The following is a 19,978-nucleotide window of genomic DNA, read 5'->3' as shown; positions in this document are numbered from 1 at the left end:
GGTACAAATGAGTATGTCCGGCTGCCCGGCTAGACCTGCCCGCCATTGGCATGCAACGGGTGGTGGCTACAGCGTCCACCCCGCATAACCATGTCTGCGGTTCATGACTGCCCCTTGCACCGGGCTTGATAACCGTTCGTCCAGCATTTGCTGGCGAAACTGTGCGAAGGATAAGGCTATGCCGCATTATCATCTGCGCTTTATGAAAGGCCCCAATTATACCCTGAATCTGGAATTTGAGGCTGTTGTGGAGGCCCCCTCCTTTGAGGAAGCCTTGAAGCCCCACACCGACTGGCCCATAACCGAAAGTTACGACCATGCCACGGCCACGGCCTGGAATCCAGGCACCTGCATGTATTATCAGGAAATGTGGGAAGCGGCCCTGCTGCCCGAAGGTGAAAGCAAGTAATGACCCCGCGCTACATAGTCAGCGCCTGTCTGGCTGGTGAACGCTGCCGCTATGACGGCGGCGACAATACCTGCGCGCTTGTGGTGCGGCTGGTGGAAGAGGGCAGGGCAGTGCCTGTCTGCCCGGAGGTTCTGGGCGGGCTTGAAACGCCGCGCAGCCCCTGCGAACGGCTGGGCAACCGCGTTGTGAACCGTGACGGCCAGGACGTGACGGATGCTTTTGAGCGTGGCGCAGCCCTTGCTGTGGACCTTGCCCGCAAGAATGCCTGCACCGCCGCAATTATAAAGAGCCGCTCGCCATCCTGCGGATTTGACCGCATCTATGATGGCAGCTTTAGCCATACATTTTGTGCGGGGGATGGCGTGTGGGCAGAGATGCTACGCGCCGAGGGTTTTGCCCTGTTCAGCGAACTCTCGCTCCCAGACGAGTCCTGATGAATCCTGACGGACAGCAATCAAAAGCTGCTTGTGCGACAAAGCCGGGCGCGGGTCGGAATTTTCCGATAACGCGCCCGGCCTGTTTTATTGTATGGCAGATAGCTGGCTGGCGGGCAGCAGTGATGCAGGCAATTCGAGTTGCGCGATTCACTCGCAGGCACAATGAATTCGGGCTGTTGCCAGAAGGCTTTGCATCAAAACGTACAGAATGTCCGTTGCAGCGAGTTTTCTCAGGCAACAGGCTGTGCGGTGGCAATGCCGCGTTCAGCAAGCGCAGCAACAACCTTGGTGCAAAATTCCGGCAGCAGTTTTTCGGCTTCCGGGGTCAGCCCCACCTGCATGGTGTGGTAGTCAAAGGGCTGCAGGCCAAAAACAACGGCCTGCACATCGTGCCCGGCCATGCTGCACGTGATCAGAGTATCCAGAAGGTCTGTCTGGTGCATGGAGTCGCGGAAGCTCAGGCTTTTGCGCAGGTCTTCGCCTTCCAGCATATAGATGGTGCCGGGTTTTTCCGGCCCAAGCACCACGTCAAGAACCACCAGCGTATCGCAATCCATCAGCGTGGACATAAGCAAAAGGCCTTGCGTGCCGCCGTCTTCAAGACGAACATTTTCCGGCCAGGTATACTTGGCCTGCAAATATTCCACGGCGCGTACGCCGAAGCCTTCGTCTGTCAGCAATATATTGCCGACGCCCATAATCATTATTCTTTTTTGTTCCACGTTGGCGCTCTCATGTGGGGGTTGCTGCCAGTGTGCGCACGGCGTCCCAGGTGGATGCAATGCCGCATATCTGTATAGTATGCCAAAATATTTTTCACTGGTCTACGCTGTTCGCGCAACTGCAGTGCAGGCTGTTTGTGCTGCCTCAAAATAAAAAAGGGCGGGGAAGCCCCGCCCTTTTCAATGCCAATTTACTGCGTGTTCAGTGCGCTTCTACAGCACCTTGAACTTGTGCACTTCGTTGGTTTCTCCATCGATAACATGCACGGCGCAGGCGATGCAGGGGTCGAAGGAGTGGATGGTGCGCAGGATTTCAACCGGGCGCTTGGGATCGGCCACAGGGGTGCCGACAAGCGCATGCTCGGCAGCACCCATAACGCCCTTGGCGTCCCGGGGTCCGAGGTTCCAGGTGGTGGGCACCACGAGCTGGAAGTTGCCGATCTTGCCTTCTTCAATACGGATCCAGTGCGAAAGACCGCCACGGGGGGCATCCAGGAAGCCCACGCCCTTGGCATTGGCAGGAACAGCATAGTCTTCGACGATCTGCTTGTCCTTGCCGATGTTGTTTTCGTACTCGTTGAGCCAGTTTTCGGTCTGCTGCGCGATAACCAGAGTCTGGATACCGCGGGCGGCAGTACGGCCCAGGGTGGAGAACAGGGCCTCGGGACCCACGTTAAGGGCCTTCAGCACGCCGTCAACCGCAGGCTTGATGGTCTTGTGGTTCTGGGCGTAGGCCACCAGCACCTGGGCGAGGGGGCCGGTTTCCATGGACTGACCCGCGTAGCGGGGAGCCTTGAGCCAGGAATAACGGTCGGTATCGCCCATCTTGGTGAAGAAGGGTTTGGTTTCGCCTTCGTAGGGGGTGCGGGCCTTGTCGCCTTCGTACCAGCTGTGGCGCACGTGTTCTTCGATCTTGGAAGGATCAAAAGGCTGCACCGAGCCGATCTTGCGATCATAGATGACGCCGGGCTTGTACCAGCGGCTGTTGAGGTCGCGTTCGCCGCCAGCAGCGGGGAATTCGCCAAACGCCATGAAGTTGTCGGTGCCGCCAATGGCCGCCCAGTCCTTGTACTGACCGGCAACCATGAGCAGGTCGGGAATGTAGACCTGTTCAATGAAGGTGCGAGCCTTCTTGTACAATTCGCGGAATTCCTTGATGCGCTGGGGCGTCAAGGCTTCGTAACAGGTCACGCCGCCAGCCACGGTGAACTGGGTGTGCGGATTTTTGGCGCCGAACACGGCCATGCCCTTGGCAATTTCCACCTGGGCGCGCAGGGCTTCCAGATAGTGGGCGGTGGCAACCAGGTTGGCTTCCGGCTCCAGGTAGTAGCTCGGGTGGCCGCCCAGGAAGTAGGCGTTGGTGAAGGGGCCAAGCTGGCCGCTTTCAATAAAGGTCTTCAGTTTGGCCTGCACGGCGGCAAAGTCTTCTGCCTTGGCCGGACGCGGCGAAATGGACTGGGCCAGCTTGGCTGCCTTGGCCGGGTCGGCCTGCAGGGCATTGGCCACGTCCACAAAGTCGAGGGCGTGCAGGTGATAGAAATGCACCACGTGGTCATGCATGAACTGCATGGCCAGCACGAGGTTGCGGATATAGGTGGCGTTGGCCGGGATGGGCTTGTTGATGGCGTCTTCAAGCGCGCGGGTGGAGGCAAGGGCGTGCGTGTAGGTGCAGACGCCGCAGGTGCGCTGGGTGAAGTGCTGGGCATCACGCGGATCGCGGCCCTTCAGGATGACTTCAAGGCCACGGTAAAGTGTGCCGCAGCTGCGGGCGTCCTTGATTTTGCCGCCTTCAACTTCAACTTCAATACGCAGATGCCCTTCGATGCGGGTCAGCGGGTCCACCACAATGGGCCCGGTGTAGCTGCTCTGGGGCGTTTGTTTGATCTGGCTCATGATTCCCCCTAGTTCTGGTAGAACGGCGACATTTCGTCCCAGAAACCGGGTTCGCTGCAACCAATGCAGGGATGCCCGGCAGCCACCGGCCAGTTGGTCTCATTGAAGAGAACCTTGGGACAGTTGTTGTACGTCTGCGGGCCTTTGCAGCCCACTTCGTAAAGGCACCAGCCCTTGCGCGCTTCTTCCGAATTGAAGGAAGGCGCAAACTCGCCGGCGTCGAAGTGCTTGCGGCGTTCGCAAAGGTCATGCACGCTCTGACCAAAGAACATGAGCGGGCGGCCCAGTTCGTCCAGTTCGATCTTCTGGCCCTGCAAGAAGGCCACAAGTGCGCCGACCATATTGAGGGGGTTGGGGGGGCAGCCGGGAATATTGATGCCCTTGACGCCCAGGCTGGCAAAGCATTCGTTCACGCCCTTGGCGCCGGTGGGGTTCGGCTTGGCAGCCTGAACGCCGCCGTAGCAGGCACAGGTGCCGATGTTGACCACGGCCTTGGCCTTGGGCAGAATTTCTTTGCAGATGTCGTACATGGTATGGCCGCCAATGTAGCCATACTTGTTGTCCATGCCCGTAGGAATGGCGCCTTCGACCATACAGACAAAGCCATTGGGGTTTTCCACGGCGGCATGCAGGGCCTGTTCGGCGGCTTCGCCAGCGGCGGCCATGATGGTTTCGTGGTAGTCAAGAGAGATGGTGTCGAGAATGACGGCATCAATAAAGGGTTTGTAAGTGCGCAGCAGCGCTTCGGAACAGCCCGTGCATTCAGCGGCGTGCAAATACACCACCGAAGGACGACGCCCGGTCAGCGCAGCGGCCACCTCGGAGGCGAACGAGGGGCCAAAGCCCATCGTCACCGCCACCGCCGTGCAGAATTTCATGAAGTCACGGCGGCTTATGCCCTGGCGCTCTAAACGCTCTTCTCCGCCTTTTTTGCCCAGACCCACGGCAATACGCATAATAGCCTCCTGGCAAAAGTGAGTGAAAGGCTTTGCTCGGCCCCGCCACAGGGCCCGCTTGCGGCGCAACAAAATTGCGCCAACTCCGCATCAAGACAGCGGCGCTACAACGTACGAAAGGCCGCTCTTTTTGCGGCGCTGTCAGCAAACAAAAATCAGAAACTCGGGCGGTGCGTCACAGAGCGTATTGTCATGGCTATCCCCAGAATGCCTCACGCCACAGGGCGACCACCTGCTTCTTAGAATCCTATACTTCTACATGCAAACGGTCAATAGGAAGGAACTTTTTTTGCTTTCTCTTCATCAGCTGTACAGGAAATTTCTTGGGCGGGCTTGGTGGTTGCCTCGCCCCTTTGCTTGCGCTACGGTGCCTGAATCGCACGGCATTGCAGCCGAGAACATGCGACAATTTCCAACACAAGCACAGCAGAGGACGGCATGAAAACGGAATCTCTTTGTCTGCACGCGGGCTATGAACCGGGCAATGGCGAACCCCGCGTTCTGCCCATAGTGCAGAGCACTACCTTTAAGTACGCCACCACCGCCGAAGTGGCGAAGCTTTTTGATCTTGCCGAAGCGGGCTTTTTTTACTCCCGCCTTGGCAACCCCACGGTTGACGCCGTGGAGCAAAAAATTGCCGCTCTTGAAGGCGGCGTTGGCGCGCTGTGCACCTCGTCCGGTCAGGCGGCAAGCATGCTCTCCCTGCTCAATGTGGCCCAGAGCGGCGACCATGTGGTGAGCGCCGCCAGCATTTACGGCGGCACGTTCAACCTGTTTGCCGTTACCCTCAAAAAGCTGGGCATTGAAGTCACCTTTGTGGATCAGACCTCCTCCGAGGCCGAGCTGGAAAAGGCCTTCCGGCCCAACACGCGCGCCGTGTTCGGCGAAACGCTCTCCAACCCCTCCATGGACGTTCTGGATATAGAGCGTTTTGCCAAGCTGGCCCACAGGCACAGGCTGCCCCTGATCATCGACAACACCTTTGCCACTCCCGTGCTTTGCCGCCCCTTTGAATTCGGGGCCGACATCGTAGTCCATTCCACCACCAAATATATGGACGGCCATGCCCTTCAGGTGGGCGGCGTCATCGTGGACAGCGGTAACTTTGACTGGGCCTCCGGCAAGTTCCCCGAATTTACGGAACCCGATCCTTCCTACCACGGCCTCGTGTACTCACAGGCCTTCGGCAAAGCCGCTTACATCGTCAAGGCGCGCGTGCAGCTCATGCGCGATATGGGCTGCTGCCAGAGCCCTCAGGGCGCGTTCTACATCAATCAGGGCCTCGAAACCCTGCCCTTGCGCATGGAACGCCACTGCCGCAATGCCGAAGCCGTCGCCGCCTATCTGGAAAAGCATCCCGCCGTGGAATCCGTCAATTATCCGCGCCTGCTCGGCCACCCGCAAAAAGCCCTGGCCGACAAGTACATGCCCAAAGGCTGCAGCGGCGTCATCTCCCTCTCCCTCAAAGGCGGACGGGAAGCCGGCGCGCGCTTTATCGACAGCCTTAAAATGATCTCCCTCCAGGTTCACGTGGCCGACATCCGCACCTGCGTACTCCATCCCGCCAGCTCCACCCATCGCCAGCTGACCGATGATCAGCTGCGCGAAGCCGGTATCACCCCCGGCATGGTGCGCCTCTCCGTGGGCGTTGAGCATGTGGATGATATTATCGCCGATCTGGAGCAAGCTCTGGGGCGCTAGGGTCTTTTTGACCGCTGACTGTGTCAGGCGGATTCCCTGCTTGGGTCATGCACGTCTGTGTGCGCTCCCCGCGCAGAGAATCCGCCTTACGCGCTAAGGTCTTTTTGGCTGCTGACTGCGTCAGGCGGGCTTTCTGTTTGGGTCATGCACGTCTATGTGCACTCCCCGCACAAAAAGCCCGCCTTTCTTGTCAGCAGCCAAAAATTCTCTTAGCGCGGGGAACTGTGCAGGGCGGGAAGCAGTCTGCGCATGGCTGCTGTAGACTACGTCAGACGGATTTTCTGTTTGGGGCATGTACGTCTGTGGCCCCCCGCGTGGCCGCATTCATGTCTGCATCATTTTATATATCCCTTGTTTGATGCTAAGCGGCAATGAGTGGCGCAATGGCGTACCAAAAATAAAAAGGTTGTGGAAATCGGCCAGATATCCGGCCAGTTTCTCACAACCTTTTTACAACAAAACTATCTTGAATATTTGATCTTTTTTTAGCGTCTGTAGCCCATGGCGCGCCGGATTTTCTTTGGGTCGCCACCCCCGTCAAAGCCTGCTTCGATCAGTCGTGTTGCCATGGCATCCCGGGCATTACGGCTTGTGCCGCCCATAACCACGGCCAGGATGCGGGTATTGCCGCGCTGGGCCGTAACAATAAGATTGTAGCCCGAGGCCACAGTCCAGCCTGTTTTCAGGCCATTGACGCCGCGCACAGAGCCGAGCAGCGCGTTTGTATTGGCCATTTGTCTGTTTCTGTGGGTAAAAACGCGGGTGCTGTGAAATTTTTGGGCGCCGGGGTGCACACGAAGGTAGGCGCGGGTGAGGCTGGCAATATCACGCGGGGTGGAGCGTTGCCCGGCAGCGGGCAGGCCCGTGGGATTTTTGAATTCCGTGCGGCTCAGGCCCAGCCCCTTGGCTTTTTGATTCATGGCCCGCACGAATTGCCGCTCGTTGCCAGCCACACGCAGGGCAAGCGCCGTAATGGCGTCATTGCCGGATGCAACGGCAGCGCCGGTGAGCAGTTGCCTGACCGCCACGCGCTCCCCGTTGCGGAGGTGCATGGAGGAGCCGCCCACGGTGGACGCGGCAGTCGTGATGCGGATTTTTTCGTCAAGGCTCAGCCTTTTGGCACTGACGGCATCCATGGTCAGGAACATGGACATCACCTTGGTGAGCGACGCCGGCGGGATGGACATGTCTGCGTTTTTTTCAAAAAGCACCTTGCCCGTATCCATGTTGACCAAAATAGCCGCGCGCACGCCTCTGGCTGCAAGAGATTCCGTTGCTCCTGCAAGCAGAGTGGCGCATATGGCGCAAAAAAGAATGCTGAATACCGCAACGCGCCGCAAGCAACCCAGAGCAGATGACGCAATCCCCGCACTACAGGGTTTGTCGTCTTGCTGAAGTTTGCCGGGTTGATCGCCGGGTGCAAGCCTGCCAAAACCAGAATGTATGGTGTCTATCTTATCCATTGTGCCTATAGGTGCGGTTACCTTCTTCCACTGCCTGGATGGCAAAAGCCAACAGCACAGGGCCTACAATAAGGCCTACCGGCCCAAAGCTCGCCAGGCCGCAAAGTATGGCGATGATCAATACAAAGAACGGGGCCTTGATGCCCTGCTGCAAAAAGAGCGGACGCAGGATGTTGTCCACGCCAGCCACCACCACAACGCCCCAAAGGGCCAGGCCCACTGCGGCCATGCTATTGCCAGTAAACCAGAGCGAAAGGCAGAGTGGCACCCACACTATGGCCGTGCCAATGGCGGGAATGGGGGCCACGAGCGTGGCAAGCAGCCCCCAGAATGCTGGCTGGCGTACCCCTGCGAAAGCAAAGGCGATGCCGCACAAAATGCCCTGCGCCGCAGCCACCAGCACAATACCCAGCAGAATGCCTCGCAATGCCCGATGGATGGCAGACGTAAAGCGGCAGAGCATTGCTTGCGGTATGTGGAATATCCTGCCGGAAATCTTGCGGATATGGCGGGCATAGGTGGTAAAGATCACCGTGAGCGTAAAGAACAGAAAGCTTGTCCACATCACTGTCATGGTACCGCCGAGAAAATCCATGCTTCGGCTCAAAAGCAGGCTCATGGCGTCGCCGAAAAAAGCATCCAGTTTTTGCAGAAAATCGCTGACCATTTTTTCTGCGCGCGGGTATTCTGCAAGGCTTAGCCGCCATTGCTGAATATTGGCTACCCACTCGGGCGGCAACTGAAAGTTGTTGGCTTGCAGTTCGCGCAGACGCGCAAAACCTGCCGCCGCCTGCGGCGTCACCAGCAAGGCGAACATGGCAATGGGAACTAGTATGGAAGAGAGGAGAGTGGTTATGTACGCATAGAGGGGCAGGCTGCTTGAAAGACCAAGCCGGAATTTACGCCAGCGGGGGCCGCTCCGGGTTTTTTCAAGGCGTTTACGCCACATCCGGCCCTTCATTTGCAGCGTCCGGTAGAGCGGCAGCGAAAGGCATGACAGACAGGCAGCCATGAATATGGTCACCGGATTGTGCCAGAGCAGCATATACAGCGCGAGCGCGGCCAAGAGGTAAAGCAGACGCGGCAGCGTTAGAGTCATAGTAGGCCTTGGGTTATGTGGGCGCGGTCTTTCACCAGCGCCAAAACGTTGGAACGCGCAAGAGTAGCAAAAGCGGGCGGGGTCTGCCAAGAGGCGCAAAGGTATAAATACGCCCGCGCAGGTCAGGGCTGGCATCCGTGCGACATATGCCAGTGCGTTATCACGGCGCAACGCCCCGACCGGAAAGCTTTTGTCAGGCGCGCCCCGCCGCCCTGCGGTTGTGCAGAGAGGCCGGAGCGCGCCATAAGGTCGCACTGCGGTATGAATGCGCGTTGAAGCGCTACGGAAAATACATCTGGGATAAAACCGTTGCCGCGAAGCCAGAAAGGCGCGGCGTCGGCTGGCGGAAACCAGGGCAGCAGCCCCGGCCTTAGTTCAGCACGTTGCTGCCTTTAAAGCTGATGTTGATCACTTCGTAGGTAACGCGGCCACGCGGAATATCCACGGTCACTTCATCGCCTACTTCGCGGCCCAGGAGGGCCTGACCCACAGGGGAAAGAAACGAGATGGAACCCTTGGCGGGGTCGGCTTCGTCGGGGCCGAGAATGGTGAAGGAGCGTGCTTCGCCGCTGTCGACATCCTCAACCTCAACCGTAGAACCAAAGATGACCTTGTCGCCCTTCAGGGAATCAAGATCAACGACCTGATAGAGCGCCATGCGCGATTCAATGTATTTGATGCGGGCTTCAGCCATGCCCTGACGTTCCCGCGCGGCGTCGTACCCTGCGTTTTCTCGCAGGTCGCCTTCTTCACGGGCTTCTTTGATAGCCTGGATGATGGCGGGCCGTTCGCTCTTCAGGCGGGCCAGTTCGTCTTCCAGCTTTTTGTAGCCTTGCACGGAAATGGGGATGCTTGTCATGGTTGCCATAATCTGACCTCACAAACGAAAAAAAAGCGCCGCTGCCCAGGCAGCGGAGCAAGCAATGGGGGTATTTTCCGAAAAAAAGGCTGCACGGGCCGCAGTGACTGTGCGCTAAACCCGGCTGTGTCAACCGGGTGATGATCCGTAACAGCAAGAACACCCTACCTACTGGGCGCAAAACGGTCAAGCCCCGAAGCCGCAGGCTGGGGAGGGCCTGCCCTGCCTCTGCATAATGTCATGTAATCGACATGAGGTTCAGGCTTGCGCGGCAGTGAGCCAGCGTATATGTTGGAGTTGCGCCCAACGCGGCAGGCGCTTGCGCCAGCATGGCAGAGCTGCGTAAAACGCTTGGCTTGAGCGGCACATAACAACTGTATGAACAACGGCAGACTATGAAAAAATATTTGCGTTATCTTGGGTCAGTGCTTGTCACGGCGGTGTTTTTTCTGGCCGTGTACCTTTTGTACCACAAGCTTAAAAGTTACAGTATAGCCCAGATTCGCGAAAGCATAAGCCAGATATCGCACGGGCGGATTCTCTGCTCGTTGCTGCTGATGGTGGTCAATTACATCATTCTTGTGGGCTATGATTGGCTTGCGCTCAAGGCCATTCACAAGACCCTGCCTCTGCCCCGCGTGGGGCTTGTTTCATTTGTGGGGCAGGCCGTCAGCTATAACTTTGGCGCGCTGCTGGGCGGCACCAGCGTGCGTTACCGTTTTTATTCTGCCTGGGGTTTTTCACTGGCAGAGATTGTGCGTCTCGTGCTGATGCTGGCGGTCACATTTTGGGTGGGTGCCCTGGGGTTGTGCGGGCTGATTTTTATCATAAGCCCGCCTGCCATCCCAGATGATCTGCTGGCAAAAATGCCCATGACGGACGTGCGCATTCTGGGCGTGGTGCTGCTGCTCATTGCCTGCTCCTACCTGATCCTGTGCTGTACCGTGCGCAAGCCCGTGCATCTGTTTGGCAAGGAATTTGTCTTTCCCCCGCCGCATATTGCCTTTGCACAGGCCCTTGTGGCCGGGGTGGACATTATCGCCGCAGCGGGCTGCATGTATGTGCTGTTGCCCGGCAATATGGGCATATCGTTTCTTGATTTCCTGCCAAGTTACCTGATGGCCCAGGTGGCTGTGGTTCTTACGCATATCCCCGGCGGGGTTGGCGTTTTCGAGCTTGTCATCCTGCATCTTACCCACACCACGCAGGCGCAGGCCGTATTTGCGGCAGTGCTGCTGTTCCGCATCATTTACTTTATCATACCTTTGCTGGCAGCTGCATTGCTGCTGGCCGTTTACGAGGTGCGCCAGCGCAGCGACATGCTGCGAGAAACTGGCCGCTGGCTTTCCGTGCTCTCACACTCCATTTCTGCCTATATGGTCTTTGCAGCGGGCGTGATTCTGCTTGTCTGCGCCATGCTGCCGCCAGGCAAGCACATGCTGCATGCCCTGCGTAGCATGATCCCTTACGAGGCGCTGGCTGTGGGGCATTTTTTCACGGCTATTTCGGGCGCCATGCTGCTCTTTGTTTCATACGGGCTTGAGCGGCGGCAGTCGCGCGGGTTCCAGTTGGCGGTGCTATTTCTCTGCCTGGGGATTGTCGGCGCCTTGCTCAACGGTTTTTCGTGGATCACCGCATCCATGGTCAGTATTGTGCTGCTGACAGTGTGCATGGCCCGGCGGCGTTTTTACCGTTCGTCCTTTTTCTGGGAAGAACCCATCCCCGTTTACTGGCTGTTCGGTGCATTGGGTGTGCTGGCTTTGATGGCGTTCATTGCCTGGGCGCTTTATCATCCCTCCTGGAATAAAGCCGCTGCCTGGGGTTTTGACCGCCCGCACATGGCCGCGCAAACACTGTTTGATTTTCTTGGCATTGCCGTGGGGCTGGCAGCTGGCTGGCTGTGGCGCGTAGCCTTGCGTTTGCGTGCCCGGAGGCAAAAGGCGGCGCATCGATGATGGCACGCTGCGCGCAATAGTTATTGCCGTATCTTTAAAAATGCGGGCTTGTTGTATCTGTTGATCCGGCGGGTAGGGGGGCTGCACCCGTCTGCATGAATCTGATTGCCGGGGCCCGTCTGCGCCTTGCTGCGTGAGTTAGACGGAGGCAGCGGAAAGAGAGGTCGGCCACACTGAGCGCGCACCGCGCATGGCTTCTGGCAGCATTTCAATCAGTTCACCAATCTGGGTGCCGGGATTGGGTGCGCAGAGCTGCGCCAGGAGACGCGCCATGCGGGCCGCCGCCTTGCAGGCCTCGTCCATTGCCGCGCCGCCGCACAAAAACGCCGTTGCAAGCCCTGTCACCAGATCGCCCGTGCCGCCAATGCATTCCATGGCCGGAACCGAGGGCGCGTCCACCGTGGCGATTACGCGCCCATCCACAACAATGTAATCTTTTGATCCCTTGATAATCAGATTTTTTGGGCAGTTGCCATGCTCAAGAGCGCGTTGCAAAAGCGGCGGCACGTCATCCTCGCGAGCCAGCAGAAAACCCCGCGTATAAAAGGGGTGGGGGGCTTTTTCATCTGCCAGAAAGGCCAGCTCGCCCAGATCCGGCGTAAAAAGATCGTAGGCATCGGCATAACCGCTCATTTTAGCCACATACATAAAGCCCGCATCTGCAATCATTATTGGCGGCACGGCAAGGGCCTGAGCGGCCATGAGCACCCGGTTGTGCCAATCCTGATCAGGGAAAAGATAGTGAAAGGTCAGTCCCGTTGGGGCAATGTCCGCCAGATTCTGCTCCAGCCATGCGTAAATGGCGCGGCTGCCCGCGCCGGAACCCGGGTCGCCCGCGAGCAGAAGACGCGGCGGCGCAATGCCCAGTTCCTTGCTGGCAAGAATTGCTGTGGCGGCAAGGGCCGCAGTGCCCCGCTGCACGGGTACGGCCTGACCATCCGGCAGGTGGAGCAAACCGCCCGCAACCCTGCTTTCACCCTCAAGTCCAGCAGGGCAAAGGGCAAAATCCGGATCGGGCAAGGTCCCTGCTATGCACCACATGCGACTTGCCTCCGCAGTTCTTCAAAGGCCTTTTGCAGGCTGTAGCAGCAGAGGGTCTGCCCCAGGGACAGGGGGGCCGGTGCTTCATCAAGGCGCAGGCCGCACAGCCGATGTGCCACATACGGCACATCAGGGCAGCCGCCACCCGAAATATTCACAATGCGCCCGTCAGCAGCATCAAGGGTAATTTTCATGTTGGCGGCGCGCACCATCAGCCAGCGGTCATCCAGATGTTTTATCTGAAACAGGGACACTGGCTCCAGCAGCACATCGTGGGCGCTTACAACCTGACTGGGCGCAAGGCCTTCCCGTTCCAGAACATCCAGAACGCGCGCCTGACTCACCAGCTCAAAAACCACCACCATGTCGCAGCCTGTGCGTAGTTCCGGCGGCGGCCCCTTTACTTCCACATCCATCCCGGCCTTGCGCAGCAGACGCTCGGCGCGGATGACCTCGCCAGTGTGGTCAAAAACCAGCAGGCCCCGGTCATTACAGCCGCGCTTGCCGCCGCGAGAATCCATATCAGTGCCTTTGCCGCCCGGAGAAAACAGGCCGCGCAGTTTTTGCGCAAAGCCATGCAGCAGGCTGGTCTGAAAACTGTTCTGCGTCATGATTTCTCCCGAAACGTCTGGCTCGCCGGATATGTTGCAGCTCTCGTGCCGAGGGCTGGGGAATTGCAGCTTGCAGTCATTATTGACAGACCAAGGCGACAGCGGCGGCGCGGGCATTTTTTGCTCACCCGCGCCGCACGTCCCTCAATCTGACCGTTAATCCTTGCGGATATCTATGCGCGTTATGCCTTCATCCTCGTCAGTCGTGCTGACGGTAAATCCCCGGTTGCGGGCAGCGCGGCTGACATTCTCAAGGCTGGCGTCGTTATCCACCAATACGCTGAAAGGCCCCTGTTCATCAGCCTTGGCAGCGGTAAGAAACATGAGCACTGGCTGCGGGCAGGAAAGCCCCCGGGTGTCGATGGTGGTAGACATTACGCGCCTCTCTTGCAGTTGAAAAATCCGATGCAAAGGCAGATGGCAAGACCGGCAAGGGTGGCCGACATGCCGTGAGGGCCGACTCCTGCGGGGCTGGAGGCCAAGCCGAAGTTATGGGCAACTGCGGTGCCAACGATCAGCCCAACGGCAAATACGGCGGCATCGTTGTCGCCTTCGCCAGCCATGAAGAGCTGACGGCCAGGGCAGCCGCCAGCCAGGGCAAAGGCCAGACCGGCAGTAGCCATGCCGAGGAAGTTCCAGAGGTTGTCGGGCTGGGCGATGGGCTGGTTTTCAAAGCCGGGTTTGAACGCACCGAAGTACAGGTTCAGCACAAGGGCCGCGCCCAGCATGGCCAGAAAGCCCAGTGCCAGATGCCACTGCTTGAACAGCATCACGTCGCGCAGCGCGCCCATGGTGCAGAAGCGGCTGCGCTGGGCCAGAAAGCCCACAATCAGCCCCACGCCAATGGAGAGTATAAAGGGTGCGTGCTGCGCGCCGGGGCCTTTGACGGAATAGAAGAGCACGCCGCTCTGCGGCTGTTCTGCCACCTGCGGATTGAGCAGATACAGGGCCACGAAGGAAAGCATGATGCCAGGCAAAACCAGACCGGAAATCTTGCTCTGGCCCTGACTGCGGCCCAGAGAAAAGCCCATGCGGAAAAATATGGTGCCAATGCCCACGCCGCAGATCAGGCCCGCAAGGCCAAAGAGCGCAAAGGCGTCGCCGCCCGCAAGGCGCAGGATAACGCGCCAGGGGCAACCCAGAAAGACCAGCGCGCCAATACCCGCTATGCCCCCAAGCAAAAAGCGGGTGATGGGGGCCGAGCCGCCACGCGGCTTGTATTCGCCAAAGGCCAGAGCCGCGCCAAACGCGCCAAGCACCATGCCCATGATTTCGGGCCGCAGATATTGCACGATGGCAGCGCGGTGAAAGCCCAGCGCGCCAGCGATATCGCGGTTAAAGCAGACCACGCAGATGCCCATGTTGCCGGGATTGCCCATTTGCTGGAGCAATACGGCAAGCACGCCGAACACAAGCCCGGTGGCAATGATGCCTGTTGTGGTGGAGAAAAAGTTGAAGCCTGGTTTCATGAAATCCTCCTTTTGGGGCCACAGGCCCGTGGCGAAGCCGATGTATGAAACGGCAGCGCGAACGGAGGATTTGTCGGGTCAGTGGTGCAGGGTAGGAAAGCCATGCCCCAGCACCAAACCGGGCCGCCGTTCGCGTAAGCTCCACAACGTGAAGCTCCTTGCTGTGCGTCAGGTTTTGCGTTTGGGCATGGTTTCCTCTGCTCTGTATCTGTTGCCGCAGCCCGTTGGGGAGCGGCACGTCAGCGTGGTGAATGAATTTCTGTTCCTGTGCGCGGTTTGTGGTTCGGCAAAGCCCTGTTGAGGCTCTTTTCTGGGCCGGGAATTTCGCAGGGCCGTGCCTGCCGCTGGGGCAATTTTTCGCGTCTGTTTTACGATGCGGTGGTCAGGTTCACGCTGTCTTCGCCATCGCGTTCAGCCAGCATGACGTCCACATGCTCCTGCCTGCTGGTATTGATGACGCGGCCCACATAGTCCGCATGGATGGGCAGCTCGCGGTGACCGCGATCGATAAGGGTCAGCAGTTCCACGCAACGCGGGCGGCCATAGTCGAGCAGGGCCTCGAGGGCGGCGCGGATGGTGCGCCCGGTGTAGAGCACATCGTCAATCAAGATGATAACCTTTTCGTCCACGCTTTCGGTAATGCGCGACTGCCCGATGCTGGGTTTGCCCACAAGGCTTGTCCAGTCATCGCGGTACAGATTGATATCCAGGGTTCCGAGGGGCATGACGCGGTCAAGGCGCGTTTGCAGCAGGGCAGCTATGCGCCGGGCCAGGTCTGCACCGCGCCGCTCAATGCCCACCAGCATTACATCCTGGCATGCAGCGTGGCGTTCAAGTATCTGCGAGGCGAGGCGTTCAAGTACGCGCGCCATTTCGTCTTTTTCCAGTAACCGGGTCGTGGACATGGTTCCTCCAAGGGTGGATATGCCCGTCATTCTAGCCGTTTTCGCCTTTAAAGAAAAGCCCTGCGGTAATTGACAAGCCCCACGCATGACCTTAGTTAGTAAAACACTCGAATCATGGAGGACGTATGATCGAATTGACCGACAGCGCCCGTAAGGAACTGGATTCGTTCTTTACCGGCAAGAAAAAGGATCCCATCCGGGTCTACATGACCGCAGGTTGAGGCGGCCCGCGCCTTGCCCTGGCTCTGGATGAGCCTAACGACCAGGATCAAACCGAGGAACAGGCCGGCTACACCTTCTGCATCAACAGTGCCCTTCTGTCAGAAGTGCAGGGTGTAAAAATTGATTTAACCTACATGGGCTTTGCGGTTGAACCCGCAGTGCCCTTCGCTTCCGAAGGCAACAGCGGTGGTTGCAGCAGCTGCTCAAGCGGCTGCGGCAGCAACGCGTAAGGCGGGGTGGTTTCCCGCTGGCCGGACGAAGCAGGCCAGCCTGTTTTTCGTCACGCTACCATATAATATACATATCGAGCGTATCGAAAAACATCGGAGGAACCATGCTTGAACTGACCGAAAGCGCCCAGAAGGAACTGGCGGCCTTTTTTGAAGGTAAGGAAAAAAGCACCATTCGCGTTTACCTCGCCCCCGGCGGGTGCAGCGGGCCGCATTTGGCCCTTGCCCTGGACGCCGCGACGGATGAAGATATGAGCGAAGATCAGGGCGGATTCACCTTCTGCATCAACAAGGAGCTTCTTGCTCAGGTTGAAGGCGTGAAGATTGATCTCTCCTACGCGGGTTTCACAGTTGAACCCACGGTGCCCCTGCCCCAGACGGGCGGTGGTTGCAGCAGCTGCGGCGGCGGCTGCGGACACTAGAAGCAAATGACTTGCAAACCTGGCGGTGGCCTCCGGCTGCCGCCAGGTTTGACCATTTATCGTCGGGGCGGCGCAGGCTGCCCCTTGTGCTGTTATATAACCCCCACAGGTTCATGGACACTTTCGGCGCATTGCTCTCAAGCAACGACAGGCAGATATATCTGGAACGTAGCGGCATGGTCACACGCTGCCGCCTTGCCTGCGAGGCTCTGGACAAAGGGCGCAGCGTGGCCCTTGTGGCCCGCACTCGCGAAGAATTCCACGCGGCCCGCTCCCTTGCGGCCCTTTTTTCTCCCGAAATTTCTCTGGCGGATCCGGCAGTTGTGCGCCCTGCATGGCAGTGGCCCTGCCTGGGGCTGCCAGCCCTGAGCCAGTGGCAGGACAAACCCTCATGGGCTGCCCGGCTTGCCGCGCTGTATTCCCTCACCCTTGGCAAGCCGCGTGTGCTGGTAGTCAGTGTTGAAAGCCTGCTGCTGCGCTACATGCCGGTCAATTTTTTCCACACGCGCACGCTGGAGCTTGGCAAGGGCAGCGATTACGCCCCCGAGTTGCTGCTGGAGCAGGCGGTGGAGTGGGGCTACGAGCGCGTTGCCATGGTCACGCGGCCCGGCGAAATGGCCCGGCGCGGCGATATTCTTGATCTGTACCCCTCTGGCTATGCCCGGCCTGTAAGGCTGGAATTTTTTGGCGACACGCTGGAGGAAATGCGCTTCTTTGACGCGGAAACCCAGCGCTCCTTGCAGGGATGCGACGAACTGACTCTGCTGCCTGTCAGCCCACTGGCCTTTGATGCCCGCGAGACAGAGGCCACGCGCAAGCGTTTTGACCGCATGTTTGCCGAAGGCCGCATTGGCGAGAATGACTGCTACTCCTTTAAAAAATCGCTGGATGCCGGCGGCGCGGGTCTGTTGCCCGGTTGCGCCGTGGAAGCTCCCAGCTTGCTGGAAGACTGGCTGCCGCAGGACTGCCTGTGGCTGCTGCCCGGCGAGGCCGACAGTGCCGAGGCCCTGCGGGATGGCCGCCTTGTCCTCAAGGAACGTCTGGAGGCCGAGGACGCGCCCTTGCCCCAACCGGCGGCGCTGGCCCTGCGCAAAAGTTCGCAGCCCGCGCCGTGGAACGTCTTTCAGCGCGTGTACGCCGAACCTCTGGTCATGGGTGTGGAAGAACGCGGTCTGGATTTTGCGGAAAGAACCCTGCATTCCTTCAGCGATCTTTTTCCTCTTGCTGGCGCGCAGGATCGCCCATGGCAGCACCTCGCCGCCGCTCTCAAAGAATGGCAGGGCGCGCGCAGACAGGTGGTGCTGAGTTTTTCTTCCGGTAGAAGCCGCGCAAAGTTTCTGAAACTGGCGGAACAGGATGGCATTCTCCCCGCGCAGCGTTACGCGCCAGATCAGCGCGGCCTTTTCGCCCTTGTTTCGCCCTTCCGTCAGGGCGCGGATCTGGCGTGGGACAACTCCCTGGTTCTGGGCGAGGATATCCTTTACCCCAAGGCGGAAAAAACGCCCCGCGTTTCTTCGCGCGTCTTCAAGGGGCTGGATTCCTTTGACGATCTCAAGGCTGGCGATCTGCTGGTGCACCGCGATTACGGCATTGGCCGTTTTGCCGGTCTGCACCACATGGACGTCAACGCTGTTGCCAACGACTTTCTGCTCATCGAATACTCCGGGCGCGACAAGCTCTACGTGCCTGCCGACCGCATGGGGCTTATCCAGCGGTTCAAGGGTTCGGAAGGCGTGGAGCCCGCGCTGGACCGGCTGGGCGGCACGGGCTGGACTTCGGGCAAGGAGAAGGCCCGCAAGGCCATTGAAAAGATCGCCGCCGACCTTGTGGAAATGTACGCCTACCGCAAGGTGACCAAGGGCTTTCGTTATGACCCCCCTGGCGAGCTGTACCATGAATTTGAGGCAACCTTTGGTTTTGAGGAAACGCCCGATCAGGCCAAGGCCATTCAGGACGTGCTGGACGACATGGACAAGTCCCAGCCCATGGACAGGCTCGTGTGCGGCGACGTGGGCTTCGGCAAGACGGAAGTTGCCCTGCGCGCAGCCTTCCGCGCCGCTTCCGAGGGGCGGCAGGTGGTGCTGCTTTGCCCCACCACGGTGCTTGCCGAGCAGCATTACCAGACCTTTCGCGCGCGTCTGGCGGGCTTTCCCGTCAATGTGGGGCTGCTCAGCCGCTTTGTGACGCGCCCAAAGCAAAAGGAAGTGCTCAAGGCCGCGGCTACCGGGCAGGTGGATATTCTCATCGGCACCCACCGCGTGCTTTCAAGCGACGTCAAACTTCCCAATCTTGCCTTGCTCATTCTGGACGAAGAGCAGCGCTTTGGCGTGCGCCACAAGGAAAAACTCAAGGCCCTCAAAAAGAACGTGGACGTGCTCACCCTGACAGCCACGCCCATTCCGCGCACCTTGCAGCTTTCCATGTCCGGCATACGCGAGCTTTCCATCATTGAAACCGCGCCGCAGGACCGCAAGCCTGTGGCTTCGGCTGTGCTGCGGCGGGATGATTCCGTGCTGCGCAAGGTGCTTGAGCGGGAGATCGAGCGCGAAGGGCAGGTGTTCTGGGTTTACAACCGCGTGCAGGGTCTGGAGCGGGTGGCCGAATACGTGCACACCCTTGTGCCCACGGCCCGCGTGGGCATGGCGCACGGCCAGATGTCTGAAACCGAGCTTGAAGACACCATGCACAAGTTCTGGCATGGCGAGCTTGATGTGCTGGTATGCACCTCCATTGTTGAATCCGGGCTGGACTTTCCCCGTGCCAACACGCTGGTGGTGGATCAGGCCCAGATGTTCGGTCTTGGGCAGCTCTACCAGCTGCGGGGCCGCGTGGGCCGCAGCGACAGGCAGGCCTATGCCTTTTTTGTGGTGCCGGATGCGGAGCGTCTCACCTCCATTGCGGAGGAGCGCCTGCGCATCATTATGGATATGGATTACCTGGGGGCCGGTTTTCAGGTCGCCATGGAAGACCTGCGCCTGCGCGGCGCGGGCAATATCCTCGGCGAAGTGCAGTCGGGGCACATGTGTCGCGTGGGCCTTGATCTGTACCTCGAAATGCTTGAGGAGGCCGTGGGCCGCCTCAAGGGCACACCAGAAGCGCAGACCGTGGAGACGGAACTTACTTTGGGCTTGCCTGCGCATATTCCCGCATCGTACATTGAGGACGGGCGCGAAAGGCTGCGCTGCTACAAAATGCTCACATCGGCCGCTGGCGGCGCGGCGCGCGAAGAAGCGGCCCTCGGCATACGTGACAGGTTTGGCCCCTTCCCCGAAGAACTGCGCAACTTTCTTGCCGTGCTGGACTTCAAGCAGTTCCTCACAGAGTTGCAGGTGCAAAAGGCCGATGTGCACATCAACCATGTGCGGCTTGTCTGGCCTGACGGGCAGAGCGCTGTGCAGCCGGAATGCATTGTGGCCCTGACGGCTACCATGAAGGATGCGCGCATGCTGCCGCCTGCGGGGCTGCATCTGCCGATGCCGTCTGATGTTTCGTTCCCCGCGGGGCTGGACAGGTTGCGCACCGCCCTTGAGGGGATTCGTGTTAAAGCCGGGGCATAGGTGCTGGTTTGCGGCGGCGTCTGTTTT

At 59.1% G+C, this 19,978-nt stretch carries 18 protein-coding genes; 7 read left to right on the top strand and 11 right to left on the bottom strand.

The genetic code is table 11. From position 1 onward, the window contains the following. Positions 1 to 178 precede the first annotated feature (178 nt). Together QZ383_RS09170 and QZ383_RS09165 are read left to right on the top strand one after the other, a co-directional pair. Positions 179 to 409 carry a hypothetical protein gene (locus tag QZ383_RS09170; protein ID WP_192112980.1) on the top strand — a complete coding sequence of 77 codons (231 nt, stop codon included), beginning with the start codon at positions 179 to 181 and terminating at the stop codon, positions 407 to 409. Continuing rightward, positions 409 to 843, top strand: coding sequence for a DUF523 domain-containing protein (locus tag QZ383_RS09165; RefSeq protein ID WP_291444857.1), 435 nt, complete (start codon positions 409 to 411; stop codon positions 841 to 843). The genes QZ383_RS09170 and QZ383_RS09165 overlap by 1 nt, the downstream gene beginning before the upstream one ends. A 233-nt stretch (positions 844 to 1,076) precedes the next feature. Here the strand turns inward: QZ383_RS09165 and QZ383_RS09160 are convergent, their stop codons facing one another. The 3 genes from QZ383_RS09160 to QZ383_RS09150 all read right to left on the bottom strand — a co-directional run bounded on the left by QZ383_RS09160 (position 1,077) and on the right by QZ383_RS09150 (position 4,417). Further along, complete coding sequence (locus tag QZ383_RS09160) at positions 1,077 to 1,544, bottom strand: HyaD/HybD family hydrogenase maturation endopeptidase (RefSeq protein WP_240825081.1); 468 nt, start codon at positions 1,542 to 1,544, stop codon at positions 1,077 to 1,079. A gap of 237 nt (positions 1,545 to 1,781) precedes the next feature. Further along, on the bottom strand, positions 1,782 to 3,461 hold the full coding sequence (locus QZ383_RS09155) for a nickel-dependent hydrogenase large subunit (RefSeq protein WP_291444855.1): 1,680 nt from the start codon (positions 3,459 to 3,461) through the stop codon (positions 1,782 to 1,784). 8 nt (positions 3,462 to 3,469) lie between these two features. Next, positions 3,470 to 4,417 carry a hydrogenase small subunit gene (locus tag QZ383_RS09150; protein WP_192112984.1) on the bottom strand — a complete coding sequence of 316 codons (948 nt, stop codon included), beginning with the start codon at positions 4,415 to 4,417 and terminating at the stop codon, positions 3,470 to 3,472. 438 nt (positions 4,418 to 4,855) lie between these two features. Here QZ383_RS09150 and QZ383_RS09145 point away from each other — a divergent pair, with 438 nt between their 5' ends. Further along, the gene (locus QZ383_RS09145; protein ID WP_291444852.1) at positions 4,856 to 6,118 is read left to right on the top strand and encodes an O-acetylhomoserine aminocarboxypropyltransferase/cysteine synthase family protein; all 1,263 of its coding nucleotides are present in this window, start codon (positions 4,856 to 4,858) and stop codon (positions 6,116 to 6,118) included. Between the two features lie 485 nt (positions 6,119 to 6,603). On the opposite strand, the gene QZ383_RS09140 is transcribed toward QZ383_RS09145, so the two are convergent. The 3 genes from QZ383_RS09140 to greA form a co-directional block, all read right to left on the bottom strand. Next, positions 6,604 to 7,581, bottom strand: a complete 978-nt coding sequence (locus tag QZ383_RS09140) for a D-alanyl-D-alanine carboxypeptidase family protein (protein WP_291444849.1) — start codon at positions 7,579 to 7,581, stop codon at positions 6,604 to 6,606. Beyond that, on the bottom strand, positions 7,574 to 8,680 hold the full coding sequence (locus tag QZ383_RS09135; RefSeq protein WP_291444848.1) for an AI-2E family transporter: 1,107 nt from the start codon (positions 8,678 to 8,680) through the stop codon (positions 7,574 to 7,576). The genes QZ383_RS09140 and QZ383_RS09135 overlap by 8 nt, the downstream gene beginning before the upstream one ends. Before the next feature lie 370 nt (positions 8,681 to 9,050). Further along, positions 9,051 to 9,539: a transcription elongation factor GreA gene (greA, locus tag QZ383_RS09130; protein WP_022660011.1), complete on the bottom strand. Its 489-nt coding sequence runs from the start codon at positions 9,537 to 9,539 to the stop codon at positions 9,051 to 9,053. A gap of 395 nt (positions 9,540 to 9,934) precedes the next feature. Here greA and QZ383_RS09125 point away from each other — a divergent pair, with 395 nt between their 5' ends. Then, the gene (locus QZ383_RS09125) at positions 9,935 to 11,494 is read left to right on the top strand and encodes a lysylphosphatidylglycerol synthetase family protein (protein WP_291444844.1); all 1,560 of its coding nucleotides are present in this window, start codon (positions 9,935 to 9,937) and stop codon (positions 11,492 to 11,494) included. A gap of 138 nt (positions 11,495 to 11,632) precedes the next feature. On the opposite strand, the gene QZ383_RS09120 is transcribed toward QZ383_RS09125, so the two are convergent. From QZ383_RS09120 to pyrR, 5 genes are all read right to left on the bottom strand, one after another. Further along, entirely contained in the window at positions 11,633 to 12,535 is a 903-nt protein-coding gene (locus QZ383_RS09120; protein WP_291444843.1) for an NAD(P)H-hydrate dehydratase, read from the bottom strand. Continuing rightward, on the bottom strand, positions 12,523 to 13,056 hold the full coding sequence (locus QZ383_RS09115; protein ID WP_291445045.1) for a DUF3343 domain-containing protein: 534 nt from the start codon (positions 13,054 to 13,056) through the stop codon (positions 12,523 to 12,525). The genes QZ383_RS09120 and QZ383_RS09115 overlap by 13 nt, the downstream gene beginning before the upstream one ends. 246 nt (positions 13,057 to 13,302) lie before the next feature. Continuing rightward, a complete protein-coding gene (locus QZ383_RS09110) occupies positions 13,303 to 13,521 on the bottom strand; it encodes a sulfurtransferase TusA family protein (RefSeq protein WP_291444842.1) in 219 nt (72 codons plus the stop codon). Beyond that, positions 13,521 to 14,615, bottom strand: coding sequence for a YedE family putative selenium transporter (gene yedE, locus QZ383_RS09105; RefSeq protein ID WP_291444841.1), 1,095 nt, complete (start codon positions 14,613 to 14,615; stop codon positions 13,521 to 13,523). The genes QZ383_RS09110 and yedE overlap by 1 nt, the downstream gene beginning before the upstream one ends. Before the next feature lie 368 nt (positions 14,616 to 14,983). Next, the gene (gene pyrR / locus QZ383_RS09100; RefSeq protein WP_291444839.1) at positions 14,984 to 15,520 is read right to left on the bottom strand and encodes a bifunctional pyr operon transcriptional regulator/uracil phosphoribosyltransferase PyrR; all 537 of its coding nucleotides are present in this window, start codon (positions 15,518 to 15,520) and stop codon (positions 14,984 to 14,986) included. Positions 15,521 to 15,645: 125 nt separating this feature from the next. On the opposite strand from pyrR, the gene QZ383_RS09095 reads away from it, so the two are divergent. The 3 genes from QZ383_RS09095 to mfd all read left to right on the top strand — a co-directional run bounded on the left by QZ383_RS09095 (position 15,646) and on the right by mfd (position 19,951). Beyond that, positions 15,646 to 15,972 (top strand): IscA/HesB family protein, encoded by a 327-nt coding sequence (locus QZ383_RS09095; protein WP_227118199.1) that lies wholly within the window; start codon positions 15,646 to 15,648, stop codon positions 15,970 to 15,972. Positions 15,973 to 16,076: 104 nt separating this feature from the next. Beyond that, positions 16,077 to 16,394: an IscA/HesB family protein gene (locus tag QZ383_RS09090; RefSeq protein WP_215647804.1), complete on the top strand. Its 318-nt coding sequence runs from the start codon at positions 16,077 to 16,079 to the stop codon at positions 16,392 to 16,394. Positions 16,395 to 16,507: 113 nt separating this feature from the next. Next, the gene (gene mfd / locus QZ383_RS09085; protein ID WP_291444836.1) at positions 16,508 to 19,951 is read left to right on the top strand and encodes a transcription-repair coupling factor; all 3,444 of its coding nucleotides are present in this window, start codon (positions 16,508 to 16,510) and stop codon (positions 19,949 to 19,951) included. The last annotated feature ends 27 nt before the right edge of the window (positions 19,952 to 19,978 follow it).

Origin of the sequence: Desulfovibrio sp. (genome assembly GCF_019422935.1) — a bacterium.
Classification (GTDB): domain Bacteria; phylum Desulfobacterota; class Desulfovibrionia; order Desulfovibrionales; family Desulfovibrionaceae; genus Desulfovibrio.
Note: the sequence above shows the minus strand (reverse complement) of the source record. Positions and strands in the feature narration are given on the sequence as shown.